The 15433-nt window shown below is 72.2% G+C and carries 17 protein-coding genes; 6 read left to right on the top strand and 11 right to left on the bottom strand.

Annotation, left to right across the window (positions count from 1 at the left end; all coding sequences use genetic code 11):
- Positions 1 to 121 precede the first annotated feature (121 nt).
- Positions 122 to 484, bottom strand: coding sequence for an SPW repeat protein (locus ACRAKH_RS29035; RefSeq protein WP_380721024.1), 363 nt, complete (start codon positions 482 to 484; stop codon positions 122 to 124).
- A gap of 211 nt (positions 485 to 695) precedes the next feature.
- Here ACRAKH_RS29035 and ccrA point away from each other — a divergent pair, with 211 nt between their 5' ends.
- Both ccrA and ACRAKH_RS29045 read left to right on the top strand, forming a co-directional pair.
- Positions 696 to 2009 carry a crotonyl-CoA carboxylase/reductase gene (ccrA, locus tag ACRAKH_RS29040; protein WP_380721026.1) on the top strand — a complete coding sequence of 438 codons (1314 nt, stop codon included), beginning with the start codon at positions 696 to 698 and terminating at the stop codon, positions 2007 to 2009.
- Between the two features lie 69 nt (positions 2010 to 2078).
- Positions 2079 to 3443, top strand: a complete 1365-nt coding sequence (locus tag ACRAKH_RS29045; protein ID WP_447009412.1) for a chromosome segregation protein — start codon at positions 2079 to 2081, stop codon at positions 3441 to 3443.
- A 28-nt stretch (positions 3444 to 3471) separates the two neighbouring features.
- On the opposite strand, the gene ACRAKH_RS29050 is transcribed toward ACRAKH_RS29045, so the two are convergent.
- Entirely contained in the window at positions 3472 to 4182 is a 711-nt protein-coding gene (locus ACRAKH_RS29050; RefSeq protein WP_447009413.1) for an alpha/beta fold hydrolase, read from the bottom strand.
- 38 nt (positions 4183 to 4220) lie between these two features.
- Between ACRAKH_RS29050 and ACRAKH_RS29055 the strand changes: the two genes are divergently transcribed.
- Entirely contained in the window at positions 4221 to 4751 is a 531-nt protein-coding gene (locus ACRAKH_RS29055; RefSeq protein ID WP_380729481.1) for a GNAT family N-acetyltransferase, read from the top strand.
- Here the strand turns inward: ACRAKH_RS29055 and ACRAKH_RS29060 are convergent.
- The gene (locus tag ACRAKH_RS29060; protein ID WP_380729483.1) at positions 4727 to 5494 is read right to left on the bottom strand and encodes an alpha/beta hydrolase; all 768 of its coding nucleotides are present in this window, start codon (positions 5492 to 5494) and stop codon (positions 4727 to 4729) included. The two genes, ACRAKH_RS29055 and ACRAKH_RS29060, sit on opposite strands and share 25 nt — an antisense overlap.
- Before the next feature lie 54 nt (positions 5495 to 5548).
- Positions 5549 to 5842, bottom strand: a complete 294-nt coding sequence (locus ACRAKH_RS29065; RefSeq protein ID WP_380729485.1) for a hypothetical protein — start codon at positions 5840 to 5842, stop codon at positions 5549 to 5551.
- A 52-nt stretch (positions 5843 to 5894) separates the two neighbouring features.
- Here ACRAKH_RS29065 and ACRAKH_RS29070 point away from each other — a divergent pair, with 52 nt between their 5' ends.
- Together ACRAKH_RS29070 and ACRAKH_RS29075 are read left to right on the top strand one after the other, a co-directional pair.
- Positions 5895 to 6368 carry a hypothetical protein gene (locus ACRAKH_RS29070; RefSeq protein ID WP_380729487.1) on the top strand — a complete coding sequence of 158 codons (474 nt, stop codon included), beginning with the start codon at positions 5895 to 5897 and terminating at the stop codon, positions 6366 to 6368.
- Positions 6317 to 6523, top strand: a complete 207-nt coding sequence (locus tag ACRAKH_RS29075; protein WP_380729489.1) for an FmdB family zinc ribbon protein — start codon at positions 6317 to 6319, stop codon at positions 6521 to 6523. Before ACRAKH_RS29070 ends, ACRAKH_RS29075 begins: the two co-directional genes overlap by 52 nt.
- A 192-nt stretch (positions 6524 to 6715) precedes the next feature.
- Here the strand turns inward: ACRAKH_RS29075 and ACRAKH_RS29080 are convergent, their stop codons facing one another.
- The 5 genes from ACRAKH_RS29080 to dhaK form a co-directional block, all read right to left on the bottom strand.
- Positions 6716 to 7294 carry a DUF3558 family protein gene (locus tag ACRAKH_RS29080; protein WP_380729491.1) on the bottom strand — a complete coding sequence of 193 codons (579 nt, stop codon included), beginning with the start codon at positions 7292 to 7294 and terminating at the stop codon, positions 6716 to 6718.
- Between the two features lie 58 nt (positions 7295 to 7352).
- The gene (locus tag ACRAKH_RS29085; protein ID WP_380729493.1) at positions 7353 to 9131 is read right to left on the bottom strand and encodes a 3-hydroxyacyl-CoA dehydrogenase family protein; all 1779 of its coding nucleotides are present in this window, start codon (positions 9129 to 9131) and stop codon (positions 7353 to 7355) included.
- 134 nt (positions 9132 to 9265) lie between these two features.
- A complete protein-coding gene (gene dhaM, locus ACRAKH_RS29090; protein ID WP_380729495.1) occupies positions 9266 to 9955 on the bottom strand; it encodes a dihydroxyacetone kinase phosphoryl donor subunit DhaM in 690 nt (229 codons plus the stop codon).
- Positions 9952 to 10581, bottom strand: a complete 630-nt coding sequence (gene dhaL / locus ACRAKH_RS29095; RefSeq protein ID WP_447009414.1) for a dihydroxyacetone kinase subunit DhaL — start codon at positions 10579 to 10581, stop codon at positions 9952 to 9954. The genes dhaM and dhaL overlap by 4 nt, the downstream gene beginning before the upstream one ends.
- Positions 10581 to 11582 (bottom strand): dihydroxyacetone kinase subunit DhaK, encoded by a 1002-nt coding sequence (dhaK, locus tag ACRAKH_RS29100; protein ID WP_380726220.1) that lies wholly within the window; start codon positions 11580 to 11582, stop codon positions 10581 to 10583. The genes dhaL and dhaK overlap by 1 nt, the downstream gene beginning before the upstream one ends.
- A gap of 132 nt (positions 11583 to 11714) precedes the next feature.
- On the opposite strand from dhaK, the gene ACRAKH_RS29105 reads away from it, so the two are divergent.
- Positions 11715 to 12734 (top strand): ABC transporter substrate-binding protein, encoded by a 1020-nt coding sequence (locus tag ACRAKH_RS29105; protein ID WP_380726222.1) that lies wholly within the window; start codon positions 11715 to 11717, stop codon positions 12732 to 12734.
- Positions 12735 to 12845: 111 nt separating this feature from the next.
- Here ACRAKH_RS29105 and ACRAKH_RS29110 read toward each other — a convergent pair whose 3' ends face one another.
- On the bottom strand, positions 12846 to 14351 hold the full coding sequence (locus ACRAKH_RS29110; RefSeq protein ID WP_380726224.1) for an aldehyde dehydrogenase family protein: 1506 nt from the start codon (positions 14349 to 14351) through the stop codon (positions 12846 to 12848).
- Between the two features lie 76 nt (positions 14352 to 14427).
- Positions 14428 to 15426, bottom strand: coding sequence for a hypothetical protein (locus tag ACRAKH_RS29115; protein ID WP_380726226.1), 999 nt, complete (start codon positions 15424 to 15426; stop codon positions 14428 to 14430).
- Between the last annotated feature and the right edge of the window lie 7 nt (positions 15427 to 15433).

The raw sequence follows: 15433 nt of genomic DNA on the forward strand, positions 1-15433 counted from the left end.
CAGTGTGGTGGCTCCGGTTGTCACGGAGCCGGTGTGCGGTGGTGCCGGTTACTGGGCGGTGGGTGGCGGTGCCTGTTACCGCATGGTGGTGCGGTGTGAGCGCCGCCGGGTTTGGTGGTGGTCAGGCGGTGCCGGCGATTCGGCCGCTGTGCGCGGCGTTCGCCAGCGGGATCGCCATCGCGCCTGCGGCGATGGTGAGCAGGCCGCCGATCCACGACACCCACGACGCCGCCATCAGGTCGCTGTAGCCCATCACCCACGGGGAGATGAACAGCAGCGCGCCGAGGACCATCTGGAACCACTCGCCGTAGACCATCCCGGGCCTGGCGAGCGACACGAGGCCGTCGACGGCGATCAGTGCGCCGAGCACGATCATCGTCCACATGGCCGCGTTGGTCGTCTCCACCACCAGGGGCGAGAGCAGCACGAGCACGCCGATGACGACCTCGGCCCAGTCCTGCCACCTGGTCCACGCCTTAGCCATGAGCTGTACCTCCGTCCTCCTCCATCGGACAGCGTCGATGGTGCGCTTGGTTGGCCGCCCGGTCAAGAACGACCGATCGGGCGAAAACCCAGTGCAGTGGCTCACAGCGCCCGTTCTGAATCGGTTACCCGTGGGTAACCTCCGGCAACCTGCGTGGCCTTCTACAACGCCACCGAAAACCATCCCGAGCCCCCTATTGGGAGGGAACGCCGTGCAGAAGATCCTCGACGCGATCCTCGCCGACGAATTGGACGCGATCGGTTCGCTGGACGTACCCGAGAGCTACCGGGGCGTGACCGTGCACGCCGACGAGGTCAAGATGTTCGAGGGTCTGGAGACCAAGGACAAGGACCCCCGCAAGTCGCTGCACGTCGACGAGATCCCGACGCCCGAGCTGGCCCCCGGTGAGGCGCTGGTGGCCGTGATGGCCAGCGCCATCAACTACAACACCGTGTGGACCTCGATCTTCGAGCCGCTGTCCACGTTCGCGTTCCTCAAGAAGTACGGCGGCCGCCACGACCAGCCGTACCACGTGGTCGGCTCCGACCTGGCGGGCGTGGTGCTGCGCACCGGCCCCGGCGTGAACGCGTGGAAGCCCGGCGACCGGGTCGTCGCGCACTGCCTGGACGTGCAGCTGGAGCACCCGGACGGGCACGGCGACACCATGCTCGACCCCGAGCAGCGCATCTGGGGCTTCGAGACCAACTTCGGCGGCCTGGCCGAGATCGCCCTGGTCAAGGCCAACCAGCTGATGCCGATGCCCGACCACCTGACGTGGGAGGAAGCGGCATCACCCGGTCTGGTGAACTCGACCGCGTACCGGCAGCTGGTGTCGACCAACGGCGCGAACATGAAGCAGGGCGACACCGTCCTGATCTGGGGCGCGTCCGGCGGCCTGGGCTCGTACGCGACCCAGTTCGCGCTCAACGGCGGCGCGACCCCGGTGTGCGTCGTGTCGTCGCCGGAGAAGGCCGAGATCTGCCGCAAGATGGGCGCGGAGCTGATCATCGACCGCAGCGCCGAGGGCTTCAAGTTCTGGAAGGACGAGCACGAGCAGGACCCGCGCGAGTGGAAGCGGCTCGGCGCGAAGATCCGCGAGCTGACCGGCGGCGACGACCCGGACATCGTGTTCGAGCACCCGGGCCGGGAGACGTTCGGCGCGTCGGTCTACGTGGCGCGCAAGGGTGGGACGATCGTGACCTGCGCCTCCACCAGCGGGTACATGCACCAGTACGACAACCGGTACCTGTGGATGCACCTCAAGCGGATCGTCGGCTCGCACTTCGCGAACTACCGGGAGGCGTGGGAGGCCAACCGGTTGATCGCCAAGGGGAAGATCCACCCGACACTGTCCAAGGTGTACTCGCTGGAGGAGACCGGGCAGGCCACGAACGACGTGCACCGCAACGCGCACCAGGGCAAGGTCGGCGTGCTGGCGCTGGCGCCGTCCGAGGGCCTGGGCGTCCGCGACCACGAGATGCGCGCGAAGCACCTGGCGGAGATCAACCGATTCCGGGGCGTGTAAAGCGAAATCACCCCCGATGTGCGGCCGGCAGGTGCCGGCCGCACGTCGGGAGCGGGTAGCGTGAGCGGCATGGGCCTCGCCGACGACCGTGACCTCGTCCCCCTGGGATCCGGCTTCGACATCGTCAAGCGCGGGTACGACCGCGCCCAGGTCGAGGACCACCTAGAGCGGTTGGACTCCGACCTGCGCCTCCTCGCGGCCGACCGCGACGCCGCCGTCTCGCAGACCAACGACCTGGCCCGGCAGCTGGAGGCGGCCCGGTCGGAGATCGCCGAGCTGCGCGGCCAGGTGGAGCGGCTGTCGTTGCCGCCCACCACGCTGGAGGGCCTGAGCGAGCGGTTGCAGCGGATGCTGCGGCTCGCGCAGGACGAGGCCAACGAGATCAAGGCCCGCGCCGAGGCCGAGGGCGGGCACATCCGCGCCAAGGCCGAGTCCGACGCGGGCGTGCTGCGGGCCCGGTACGAGAAGCTGATCGCCGAGCTGGACCAGCGGCGCGCCGAGATGGAGGCCGAGCACCGCGGCGTGCTGGAGCGGGCGCGCGCCGAGGCCGACCGGATCGTGGGCGAGGCCAAGGCCGAGGCCGCGCGGCTGGACGAGGAATCCCTCCAGCGCCGGAGCACGGTCGAGGAGGACTTCGAGATCGCGATGGCGGCCCGCCGGGTCGAGTCGATGAAGACGCTGGCCGAGCAGGAGGCGTCGTCGAAGGCCGAGGCCGAGCGGCGGCTGCGCGAGGCGGCCGAGGAGGCCGCGCGCGTCCGCGCCCAGATCGCCCAGGAGCAGGCCGCCTCGAACGCGGAGGCCCAGCGCCTGGTGCGCGAGGCGACCGAAGAGGCCAACCGCCGCCGCCACGACTCGATCAGCGAGGCCACGGCACGCGTGCAGGAGGCCACCGACGAGGCGAACCGCCGCGTTCGCGAGGCCACGGAGGAGTCGAACCGCCGGGTCGCGCAGGCGACCCAGAAGGTGGACGCGCTCAAGCAGCTCCGCAACCGCCTGTCGCAGCAGCTCCACGCCGTGCGGAGCGCGCTGCACGACGTGACGCCCCTCCTCGACCCGCTGGAGGAGGAGCGCCCGCGGCCGTCGGCCACCGCCCCTGACCAGCCCGTCACCGCCGCTCAGGCTCCCGCGGTCGATCAGCTGCCCGTGGCCCAGGCGCCACCGGCGCAGGCCCCGGCTTCCCAGGCACCGGTCGCCCAGCCCCCGGTCGCGCCGCCCGTGCCCGCTGCTCCGGCTTCCGGCGCCCACCCGGCTTCCGGGACGCCCGCCGCGGACGGCAGCGGTCCGGCCTCGGGCGCTCCGGCCTCGGGGGCTCCGGCCTCGGGGGCTCCGGCCTCGGGGGCTCCGGCTTCCGGTGCGAGCCCGGCGCCGGGTCCGGACGGTCCCACGCAGAAGATGGCCCGCCCGAACCCCAAGGCTCAGGCGGGCAAGCGCTAGGTCCCGCGGCTGTTCGGCGGCGGCGCCGTCAGACGCCGGCGCGCCGTCGCCAGTCGAGCACCGCGTGCGCGAACGCGTCCGGGGCTTCGAGGGGCGTCAGGTGGCCGACGCCTGCCAGCTCGACGTACTCGCCGTGCCGCAGCACGTCGGCCATCTCGCGCGCCAGGGCGGGCGGGGTGAGGGTGTCGTGCTCCCCCACCAGCACCAACGCCGGCACGTCCACGTCGGCGAGCACGTCGGTCGAGTCCGGCCGCGCCGCCATCGCGCGCTGCGCCCAGGCCACCTCCGCCGGGTCCTGGCCGAGGATCAACTCGCGCACCCGCCGCACCACGGCCTCGTCCGGCCGCGGCCCGAGCAACCCGGCCGTCACCGCGTCGGGCACCCACCCGACGCCCTCCGCCTCGACCCGCGCGGCCATGCCCAGCCGGTTCGCCCGCGCCTCGTCCGCGTCCGCACCGGCCCGCGTGTCGGCCAGCACGAGGCCCGCCACCCGCGACGGGTCGCGGCGCAGCACGGCCATCGCCACGTACCCGCCCATCGAGCAGCCGCCCAGCACCGCCCGCTCGATCCCGCGCTCGTCGAGCAACCGCAGCACGTCGTCCGCGATCGTCACCAGATCGGGTGAGCGATCGCCGCCGCGCTGGTCCGGCGTGATGGGTTTCAGCAGGTCACGGACGCCGTCCCACAGGCGCGAGTCGAACGGGAAGGCGTGCAGGAGGACGAGCGGGGCAGTTTCCACACCCGGAATTGTCGTACCCCGTGGCTACCGTCGCCCCCATGACCTCCGCCCCGGACGAGATCCGCACCGACCGCCTCCTGCTCAGGCGAGTCGGCCCGGGTGACGTGCGCTCCGCGATCGCCGTGCTGTCCGATCCGGCGACGAACCGCTTCAACCCGGCCGGTCCGCCGTCCGCGGAGCAGGCGGCGCGGATGCTGGTGGAGTGGCAGGCCCACTGGGCCCGTGACGGCATCGGGTACTGGGCGGTGGAGCTGCCGGAGACCGGGGAGGTCGTCGGCTTCGGCGGCCTGCGCCACCACGTGCTGGACGGGGAGCCGACGTTCAACCTGTTCTACCGGTTCCGCCCCCGGCACTGGGGTCGCGGCTACGCGCCGGAGATGGCACGCGCGGCCATCGACTGGGCGGGTCGGGCCCGGCCGGACCGACCGGTGGTGATCATCACCGACCCCGGCAACGCGCCCTCCCAGCGCGTCGCGGAGAAGCTGGGCTTCGCGCACGCGGGCGACAGCGGGACCGTCGAGGGTCCGGTGCTGGTCTGGCGGCATCAGGAGGCCACGATGGCCACGTGACGCTGCTCGTGGGGGCCGGACCAGGTGCGCGGCAACGGCGTGGGCACCTCGGGCACGGCCGCGGACACGATCGCGTCCAGCACCTCCTCGGCGTGCCCGACCATGAGGTGCTTGGCGCCGGGGAAGTCGACCACGTCCGCGGTCGGGATGTCCGCGCCGAACCGCCGCCTGGCCTCGGCCGGTGGCAGGTAGGTGTCGAACTCCGGCACCAGGCACACCACCGGTTTGCCCGCACGCGCCCAGGTCCGCAGGTGCTCGGGACCGCTCCACCGGAGAGGGGGTGAGATCAGCACGGCGCCGTCGACCACCGGGTCGCACCCGTGCATCAGGGCGAGGTCGGTGCCGAACGACCAGCCGACGAGCCACACCGAGGGCAAGCCGCGCTCGGCCGCGAACGCCAACGCGGCGGCCACGTCGTGCCGCTCGCCGACGGCGTGGTCGAACTCGCCCTCGCTGCGCCCGGCCTCACTGGCCGTGCCGCGTGTGTTGAACCGCAGCACGGCGAGGCCGGCCAGGGCGGGCAACCGCCAGGCCGACTTGCGGTAGAGGTGGGAGTCCATCATGCCGCCGTGCGTGGGCAGCGGGTGCAGCAGCACCAGCGTGGCCCGGGGCTCCCGGTCTTGCGGCAGCGCCAGCTCGCCGACGAGCGCGAGCCCGTCCGCGGTCCGCAACGTCACCGCTTCCCGGCGCGCCGGGAGCACGGTGTTGGCTCTGATCGGGACGTCGTCACCCACGGCGGTCATCGTGCCACCCGCCGGCCGGCGTGGGCTCACGGTCACTCGCCGTCACCGTGAGCGTCACCAGCGCCGGGACGTCGGGCCGCGCCGTCCGCGTGACGACCAGCAGCCCTGGTGCCAGTGGCGGCGGTCCTCGACGGAGCCGTAGTCGGCGGCGGGCCAGGCGACGACGTGGGCCGTGCCGGGCCGGATCTCGTGGTCGCAGCCGGGACAGCGGTAGGTCTTGGTGGTGGCGGCGCCGGAGACGGTGCGCACCATCCACTCACCGTCCGGCCCGCTCTCGGCACGCGCCCAGCCGTGGCCACCGATGGGTGACGGCTCCGGGGGGCGCTGCGGGCGATTACGGCGGGGCACGGGGAGCGAGGGTATCCGGGCTTGCCCTGAGTGATCGCCTACGGTCCACTGGGTGAGCAAGTGGCAACGGGTCATATTAACCCTGCTTCTGATGACCGAAGTGACCGTGACGCTACTGCCGGTGGTGCGTGGCCTGCTGTTCGAGCCGCCGTTGGCGGACGTCCCGCCACCCGACCGGGCCGGTCCCCCGTTCGACCACCCGGACGTGCCGGTCGGCCAACCCTTCGGCCTGCGCCAAGGCGTCCTCCTCGGCACGACCATGTTGTTGCTGGTCACCGCCATTTCCGCGCTGGCGGTGGCGTGGCTGCGGCCGGGTTCGCGGTCGTGGGCGGTCACGTTCACCGGCACCCACGTGGCCGCCGCGGGCCTCGGCTGGGTCCACGGCCTGCCGGTGCTGACGGCGCTCGCGGCGGTATCGGCAATAGGGGTGCCCTTGCTGGTGCTCGGCCCGTCGCGCCGGGGAGAATGCACGACGTGCCCACCTACGAGTTCCGATGCAAGGCGTGCGGGTCCACTTTCGACGTGAAGCGGTCGATGGACGACTCCGCCGCCCCCGCGCCGTGCCCGAACGGCCACGACGACACCGTGAAGCTCCTGTCCATGGCGGGCCTGGGAGGCAAAGCCTCCGCTCCCGCCGGCGGTGGCGGCGGCGGGTGCTGCGGCGGCGGCTGCTGCAGTTGACCGACTGACGGACTGACCGACTGACCGATCTCACCCGACCCCCACACCGGCCGCGCCGCATCCGACGCGGCCGGCCCCGCACGCCCACGGCGAGCCCGAGCCCGCCGCCGGACACCCGCGCGCAGTCAGCTGGCGCCCGTTGCCTGTGGCGCGTCGTCAGCGGAGGCGGGCGGACGCTTGCGGGGGTGGGGGTTAGCTGGTCGGTTCCTTGGAGATCAGCACCTCGGCGACCTTCTTGCCCTGCTCGCAGATGGCGCCGAAGCGGGCCGAGCCGTCGATCACGATGATCCCGATGCCGCCACCGGCGTAGTCCATCACCAGCACGCACGACGGCTGCACCGACGTGTCCGTCGTCCGGTCGAAGTACTTCACCTTCCGGTCCGGCAGGTCGAACTCGCCGTTGCTCTGCTCGAGCGTGATCGCCCGCCCCTCCCGGAACCGGAGGGTGACGCCGACGTCGAGCGTCCCCACCGACGTCTGCCACTTGCACGACTGGTCGAACGACTCGTCGTACCCGGTGTCGGTGGGTTCCGCGTCCTTGTCCGGCACGTCGTAGGGCAGGTCGCCCCACCCGATCAACTGGCAGATGTCACCGACCTCGGACGGCTCCCCGGAGGGCTGACCCGTCTTCGTCGGCGTGGGCTGCGCCGAGGTGAACGGCGGGTCGACGTCGAGCAGCTGCTCGGCCACCGGAGTGCCGTTCACCGTGTACGCACAGGCGCTCGTCAGACCGAACACCGCCACCAGGAGCGAGATCACCACACGCCGCATGGTGCCCACGATGCCAAACCCCGAATCCCGTCACACCATCAGGCCGCGTAACCGCCCGTCAGGCCGAGTAGTCGCGGAAGCCCTTGCCGGTCTTGCGGCCCAGTCGCCCGGCCTTCACCAGGTGCTCCAAGAGCGGCGCGGGGGCGAAGCCTGCCTCGCGGAACTCCAGGTACAGGGTCCGCTCGATGGCGAGCGACACGTCCAGCCCGACGACGTCCAGCAGCTCGAACGGCCCCATCGGCAGCGAGCAGCCGACCTTCATCGCGTTGTCGATGTCGTCGGCCGACGCGTAGTGGGCCTCCAGCATCTTCACCGCGTCGTTCAGGTACGGGAACAGCAGCGCGTTGACGATGAACCCGGCCCGGTCGCCGCAGTGCACCGGCACCTTGCCCAGGTCGAGGCACACGCGCCGGGCGGTGGCGACGACGTCCGCCGACGTCGAGATGGTCTCCACGACCTCGACCAGCTTCATTACCTGCGCCGGGTTGAAGAAGTGCAGGCCGACGACGTCGCCGGGCCGCGCGGTGGCGGCGGCGCACTCGATCACGGGCAGCGACGACGTCGTGGTCGCCAGCACCGCGCCCGGCTTGCACACCTCGTCCAGCGCCTCGAACACGGCCTTCTTGACCGACAGCTCCTCGGCGACCGCCTCGACCACCAGGTCGCAGTCGGCGAGGTCGGAGAACTCCACGGCGGGCGTGACGCGGGCCAGCGCCGCGTCCCGGTCGGCCTCGGCGAGCTTGCCGCGCGAGACGGCCTTGTCCAGCGACTTGCGGACCTTGGCGACGGCGGCGTCGGCCTTCTCCGCGGACCGCGCCCGCAGCACCACGTCGTAGCCGCGCTTGGCGAACACCTCGACGATGCCGGTGGCCATGGTGCCGGTGCCGATCACGCCGACCCGCTGGACCTCGCGGGAGGGCGCGGCGTCCGCGGCGGCGACGGGCGTGTGCACGTCCGGCACGACGACCGGCGAGTCCGGCCCGTCGTAGGTGTAGAAGCCGCGCCCGCTCTTGCGGCCCAGCAGCCCCGCGGTGATCATCTGCTTGAGCAGCGGCGCGGGGGCGTGCAGCCGGTTGCGCGACTGGTGGTACATCGTGTCGAGGATCTCGTACGCGGTGTCGAGGCCGATCAGGTCGAGCAGCGCCAGCGGCCCCATCGGGTAGCCGCAGCCGTAGCGCATGGCCGCGTCGAGGTCTTCCCTTGTCGCGTAACGGGATTCGTACATGCGCACGGCGTGGTTCAGGTAGCCGAACAGCAGCGCGTTGGCGATGAACCCGGCCCGGTCGCCGATGACGACGGGAGTCTTGCCCAGCCCTTCGGCGAACGCGACCACGTCGGTCACCACGTCGGGCTCGGTGACGACGGTCCGCACCACCTCGACCAGCTTCAGCACCGGCGCGGGGTTGAAGAAGTGCAGGCCGACGACCTTGCCGGGACGTCCTGTGTGGACACCGATCTCGGTGATCGACAACGACGACGTGTTGGACGCGAACACCGTGTCGGGGCCGCAGATCCGGTCCAGTTCGGCGAAGACGGCGGCCTTCAGCTCGATCCGCTCCGGCACGGCCTCGATGACGAGGTCGACGCCGGCCAGCGCGTCCAGCGAGGTGGCGTACGAGATGCGGGCGAGCGTGGCGTCCCGCTCCGCCGCGGACAGCTTGCCGCCGGCCACCGCGCGGTCGGTCGAGTGGTCGAGGTGGCCGCGCCCGCGGGCCAGGCCGGCCTCGTCCACGTCCACCGCCACGACAGTGACGCCGGTCCGGGCGAGTACTTCGGCGACACCGGCGCCCATCGTGCCGAGACCGACGACTCCGACCGTGTTGAACTGGCGCGTCACTGTTGACCTCCCACTCACCGGAGTGGCTACCGGACGGTAACTTGTCGCGACTATCCCACGGCGGTCACGCGTCGTTCGCGTGAGCTTCACCATCGGTATCGAGCAAGTAATCGGTCCAGCGTCGTCTCACCAGCTCATTCGTCGAAGTCGCGCGCCACCAGCCCTTCCACCCGCCGCACGGCCTCCGCGGCGTCCGCACCGGTGGCGACGACCTCGATCCGCGCGCCTCCGGGCGCGCCGAGCCCCATCAGCGCCAGCACGCTCTTCCCGTCCGCCTCCTGCTCGCCGAACCGCACCACCACCGAGGCGTCCAACGAGTCCAGCGCGCGCACCACCAACGCGGCCGGGCGCGCGTGCAGGCCCACGGAGTTGGTCAGCTCGACCTCCGCCCGCACGGCGTCCTTCACCAGCCGCAACGTGGGCCGCACGGGCTCCGACGAGTCGTCCGGAACGCCGGCCGACCTGGCCGCGTTCGCCGCGGCCGCCGCCACGTCGGCCAACCGCGCGCCGCCCTGAGCCCGCACGGCCGCCGCCACCGCGCCCTCCACCAGCGGCGCGTCCACGACCACCACCGAGCAGTCCGCCTCCTCCGCGGCCATCTCGGCGACCATCTTCGCGCTGCCCAGGTCGAACAAGACGACCACCCCGTCACCCGAGTCGGCCCGCGCGATGGCCTCGCCGACCGCCACGTAGTCGGTGCCCAGCCCGCCCGCGCCGTCACCGCCCGCCGGCACGATCGCGACCGTAGGCGCCATCTGCCCGGCCAGCTCGGCCACGCCCAGCGCCAACTGCCGGCTGTGCGACACCACCACGAGCCCGATCACCGGGCCCGCCCGGCGAACGTCCGCAGCAACAACGACGTCGAGCGCGCACCGGGGTCGAGGTGACCGGCGCTGCGCTCGCCCAGGTACGAGGCGCGCCCCTTCCGCGCCACCATCGGCACGGTGGAGTCGGCGCCCAGCTCGGCCGCGTCGGCCGCCGCGCGCAGCACGTCGGCCACCCCCGCGCCGCTCGCCGCCGCGGACTCCGCCGCCGCCACGGCGGGCGTGAGGGCGTCCACCATCGTCTTGTCCCCCACCTCGGCCTTGCCCCGCGCCACCACGCCCTCCAACGCCGCGCGCAACGCCGCCGCGACCGCCGGGCCGTCGATCGCCGCCGCGTCGCCGACGGACGTGGCGGCCCGCAGGAACGCCGTGCCGTACAGCGGGCCGGCCGCGCCGCCGACGGTGGAGATCAGGGTCGTGGCCGCCAGCCGCAGCACCGCGCCGGGCGACGCGGGCACGTCACCGTCCAGCTTGGCCGCCAGCGCGGTGAACCCGCGGGTCATGTTCTCGCCGTGGTCGCCGTCGCCGATCTCGCGGTCCAGCCGGATCAGCTCGTCGCGGTGCTCCGCCACGACCACCGCCACCGCGCGCATCGCGCTCGCCACCGTCGTTGCCGTGCACCCCATCAGACGCCCCACCGCAGCGCCGGGGTGTGCACGGGCGCGTCCCACAGCTCCACCATCTCGTCGTCCAGCTTGAGCAGTGTCAGGCTCATCCCCTGCATCTCCAGACTCGTGACGTACGGACCGACCAGCCGCCGTTCCACCGTGATCCCCCGTTCGGCGAGGAGCCGTTCCGCGATCCCGTGCGCCAGGTACAGCTCGATCAGCGGCGTGCCACCCATCGAGTTCGTGAACAGCAGCACCCGGTCGCCCTCGCCGAACGGCAAATCTTCGAGGATCGGGTCCAGCAGCGCGGGCACCAGCGCCTCGGCCGACTCGACCTTCACCCGCCGCCGGCCGGGCTCGCCGTGGATGCCGATGCCCAGTTCCATCTCGTCGTCGGCGAGGGTGAACGACGGCTCGCCGGCGTGCGGCACGGTGCACGCGGTCAGCGCCAACCCCATCGACCTGACCTGCGCGACCACCCGTCGCGCCAACGCCTCGCAGCCGTCGAGGTCGACCCCGCGCTCGGCGGCGGCGCCGACGATCTTCTCCAGCAGCACGGTCCCGCCGACGCCGCGCCGGCCCGCCGTGTACAGCGAGTCCTTCACGGCGACGTCGTCGTCGATCACGACCGTGCGCACGTCCACGCCGTCGGCGGCGGCGAGTTCGGCCGCGGTCTCGAAGTTCAGCACGTCACCGGTGTAGTTCTTCACGACCAGCAGCGCGCCCGCGCCGCCGTCGGTGCGGGTGACGGCCGCCGCGACCTGGTCGGGCGTCGGCGAGGTGAACACCGCGCCGGGACAGGCCGCGTCGAGCATCCCCCGGCCGACGAACCCGCCGTGCAGCGGCTCGTGCCCGGACCCGCCACCCGAGATCACGGCCACCTTGCGGGACACCGGGGCGTCCGCCCGCACCACCAGCGCCGGGTCGTACTGGACGTCCAGCAGGTCGGCGTGGGCGAGCGCCATGCCGCGCAGCGCGTCCACCACCACCGTCGCCGGATCGTTGATGATCTTCTTCACGGGTGACCTCCCGATCGACGCTGATCACCCCATTACTACTCCACCGCACGCGTGCCGGAAAGCGGAAGCTACGGTGAGGCAATCCTAAGAACAGCAGGTCAGTGACCTGGAGTAGCGGAGGAATCCCCTAGCGTGGCAACCGCCGAAGTGTCGAGAACCCGGATCGCGGCCCTGCTCGTCGCCGCACTCACCCTCAGCGCGTGCGGCCAGGCCGACACGCCGACCGACAAGCCCGCCGTGGCCCAGGGCGGAGCGGAGTTCGGCCAGGCGGGCGAGAAGAGCGCCGGTTTCGGCACCGACGCCCAGCCCGGCCGGTTCCCCCGCACGATCAAGCACGCGATGGGCGAGACGGTGATCGAGAAGCGCCCGGAGCGCGTGGTCGTCCTCGACGGCGGCGAGCTGGACAACGTGGTCGCGCTCGGCATCGAACCGGTCGGCGTCGCCTACCCGGACGGCGCGCCCACGATGCCGACCTACGTCGGCGACAAGGCGGGCTCGCCCGAGAACGTCGGCGGCATCACCAGCCTCAACCTGGAGACGATCGCCAAGCTCCAGCCGGACCTGATCATCGGCTCACAGCTGCGCGCCGAGCAGCAGTACCCGAAGCTGTCGGAGATCGCGCCGACCGTGTTCGCGGCACGCCCCGGCTACACGTGGAAGGAGAACTTCCGGCTCAACGCGGCGGCGCTCGACAAGGTCGAGGAGGCGGAGAAGCTGCTCTCCGACTACGAGGCGCGCGCCAAGCGGGTCGGTGAGGCACTGGAGAGCAAGCTGGGCAAGCGGCCGACCGTGACCATGCTGCGGTTCATGCCCGGCAAGATCAGGCTGTACGCCAGGAAGTCGTTCATCGGCACCATCCTCGTCGACGCGGGCATCCCCCAGCCGCCGGTGAGCCAGGTGGACGACCTCGCGGTGGAGGTCAGCACCGAGGAGATCGGCAAGGCCGACGCCGACTGGATCCTCATCGGCACGTACGGCGACCAGGGCAAGACCGCGCAGCAGCAGGTCCTGGGCGGCCCGCTGTGGCAGACGCTCGGCGCCGTGAAGGCCGGGCACGCCAAGCCGGTGGCCGACGAGACGTGGTTCCTCGGCCTCGGCGTCCTCGCCGCCGACGAGGTGCTGACCGACCTCGAGAAGATCGTGACGAGCTGACGGCATGACCGTCGACCCGGATCCGGACGGGTCCGGGTCGGCGGCCGGCGGCCCTGGCCGGCCCGCCTGCGCCCCGTCGCCGGACCGCTCGGCTCGCCGCGCGCGGCCGACCTAGCGGCCGTAGAGCACGCGGACCAGGCGGAGGACGTGGCGGATCGTGCGGGAACCCCGGTCGTAGGTCATCGGGTTGAGCAGCGCGCCGAACCGCTTGCGCGTCACGGCGTGGGCGTAGGTGAACTCGCGGAGGCCGTCCTCGCCGTGGATGCGGCCGAACCCGGAGTCGCCGACACCGCCGAACGGCAGGCCCGGCACGGACGCGTAGGCCAGCACCGAGTTGATCGACACCATCCCGCAGCGCAGCTTGTCCGCCAGCTCCTCGCCCCGGTTGCGCGAGTACACCGTCGCGCCGAGCCCGTACCTGAGCGAGTTGGCCCGCCGCACGGCCTCGTCGGCGTCCGCGACCCGGCTGACGACCAGCGTCGGCCCGAACGTCTCCTCGGTCACCGCGGTCGAGTCCTCCGGCACGTCCACCAGCACCACCGGCTCGACGTACGGCGGCCGGATCGACTCCAGCCCGCCCACGACCGCCCGGCCGCCCCGCTCCAACGCGTCGGCGACGTGCGACTGGATGATCTCCACCTGCTTCGGCATGGTGATCGGCCCGAAGTCGGCCCCCGGCTCGCCGCCGGGCCGCAGCTTCGACGCCTTCGCCGTCACCAGCGCGATGAACTCGTCGTAGACGGCGTCGGCCACGTACACCCGCTCCACGCCCGCGCACGTCTGGCCGGAGTTGAAGATCCCGCCCCACACCGCGCCGTCGGCCGCCGCCTTCACGTCGGCGTCCTCGGCCACGATCAGCGGGTCCTTGCCGCCGCACTCCACGAGCACCGGCGTCAACGACGTGGCACACGCGGCCATGACCTTCTTGCCGGTCGGGGTGGAGCCGGTGAACGCCAGCTTGTCCACGCCTGCCGCGCACAGCGCCGCCCCGGTCTCGCCGAACCCGGTCACCACCTGGAACACCGGGAACTCCGGCACGACCTCGGCGAACGTCGACGCCAGGAACACGCCGACGCCCGGCGTGAACTCGGAGGGCTTGAACACCACCGCGTTGCCCGCGGCCAGCGCGTAGGCGATGGAGCCCATCGGCGTGAACGCCGGGTAGTTCCACGGCCCGATCACGCCGACCACGCCCAGCGGCCGGTACTCCAGCGACGCCGCGTGGTTGTACATGAGCATGCCGGGCGCGACCTTGCGCTTGCCCAGCACCTTCGGCGCGTGCTTGGCGGCCCAGTGCAGGTGGTCGATGACCAGGGCCAGCTCGGTCCGCGCGTCGTCGGCGGACTTGCCGGTCTCCGCGCTGATCAGCGCCTGCGCCTCGTCCAGCCGCTTGACCAGGAGCTTGCGCCAGGCGTCCAGCCGGGCCCGCCGGCCGTCGAAGCCCAGCCCGGACCAGAACACCGACGCGTCCCGCGCCACCCGCACGGCCTCGCGCACGTCGTCCTCGGTCGCCACGGGGTGGTGGGCGATGACCTCACCGGTGCGCGGGTCGAGGGACGCGAACCTCCGCTGCTCGTCGTCGGCCCGCGGGGAGGTGGTGGGAGCGGTCTGCGTCATCGGGCCCTCCAAGCACAAGCACAACGCGGGTGTTACCGGACAGTAACGGGTAACACGGGGTGATGTCAGCCCCCGTTCAGCTCTTCGGGATCTTCCCGATCACCGCCTTGGCGAAGGCCACCGCGGCGGCGCAGCGGTCGAACTCCGCGGTCTTAGGGCCGGCCGACTTCACCTCGACGACCTCGCCCTCGTTGTCGTTGCCCTCCAACTGCACCCACTTGACCTCGCACGACGGGAACGCCGTGCTGCGGGACACCTGGTAGCCGGTGATCCCGCCGCCCAGGTCGACCTCGGTCTGCTTGTCGTCGAAGTCCCGGTCGTCGGGGATGAACGTCTCGCGGAAGTCCAGCGTGATCTCCTTGTCGTCACCCAACCAGGAGCACGTGTGCAGGCCGTACGGATACGCACGGTAACCGGGACCGGCGGCCGCGTCGACCGTCGCCTGGTCCGGCAGCGCGCACGGGTCGAGCGTGACGAGCGAGCCCTTGGCGGGCCGGAAGATGCCCTTGCCGTCCTTGATCTGCGCGACCACCGACTCGGCCATCTCGCGGCCGGGCGCGCACGCGTCGCCGTGCTCGTAGCCGATCTGCACGGTGATCCCGAGGCCCGGCTTCTCCTGGGTGATCACCGAGACGAAGCACGCGCTGTCCTCCAGCGTCTGCTCGTGGGCGCGCAGGCCGCCGATCTGCTTGTCGGCCTCCTTGAGCTCGGACGTCATGGTCTGGCCGATCTCGACCGTGACCGCGAGGTCCTTGCCGTCCTTGTCCTCCATGAAGTTGGAGCACCGGCTGAAGCCGCTGCGCGACCGGTCGCCCGGCGTGCCGAACCGCTTCAGGACGTCCTCGTCCAGCAGTTCGCACGGGTCGGTCACGCGGATGCGGTCGGGCGCGAACGCCGGGTCCACCGGCTGCCCGTCCGGCACCGGGGTGTCCTCGGACGGGTCGGCGACGTTCTCCGCGTTCGCCGGGATCGTGGTGCGCGGGAACCTCTGCTTGGCGAGGTCCGGGCCGACACAGCCGGCCAGCAGCAGGGCCAGGCTGAGGATCGCGCTCGGGACGGCGACGAGACGGGGCACGACGTGC

This window comes from Saccharothrix hoggarensis, from assembly GCF_052936025.1.

Excerpts from the sequence above, each read along its gene's own strand:
- ACRAKH_RS29035 (WP_380721024.1), bottom strand. The coding sequence starts at position 484 with ATGGCTAAGGCGTGGACCAGGTGGCAGGACTGGGCCGAGGTCGTCATC.
- ACRAKH_RS29045 (WP_447009412.1), top strand. The coding sequence starts at position 2,079 with ATGGGCCTCGCCGACGACCGTGACCTCGTCCCCCTGGGATCCGGCTTC.
- ACRAKH_RS29055 (WP_380729481.1), top strand. The coding sequence starts at position 4,221 with ATGACCTCCGCCCCGGACGAGATCCGCACCGACCGCCTCCTGCTCAGG.
- ACRAKH_RS29080 (WP_380729491.1), bottom strand. The coding sequence starts at position 7,294 with ATGCGGCGTGTGGTGATCTCGCTCCTGGTGGCGGTGTTCGGTCTGACG.
- ACRAKH_RS29110 (WP_380726224.1), bottom strand. The coding sequence starts at position 14,351 with ATGACGCAGACCGCTCCCACCACCTCCCCGCGGGCCGACGACGAGCAG.
- ACRAKH_RS29060 (WP_380729483.1), bottom strand. The coding sequence starts at position 5,494 with ATGACCGCCGTGGGTGACGACGTCCCGATCAGAGCCAACACCGTGCTC.
- dhaL (WP_447009414.1), bottom strand. The coding sequence starts at position 10,581 with ATGGGGTGCACGGCAACGACGGTGGCGAGCGCGATGCGCGCGGTGGCG.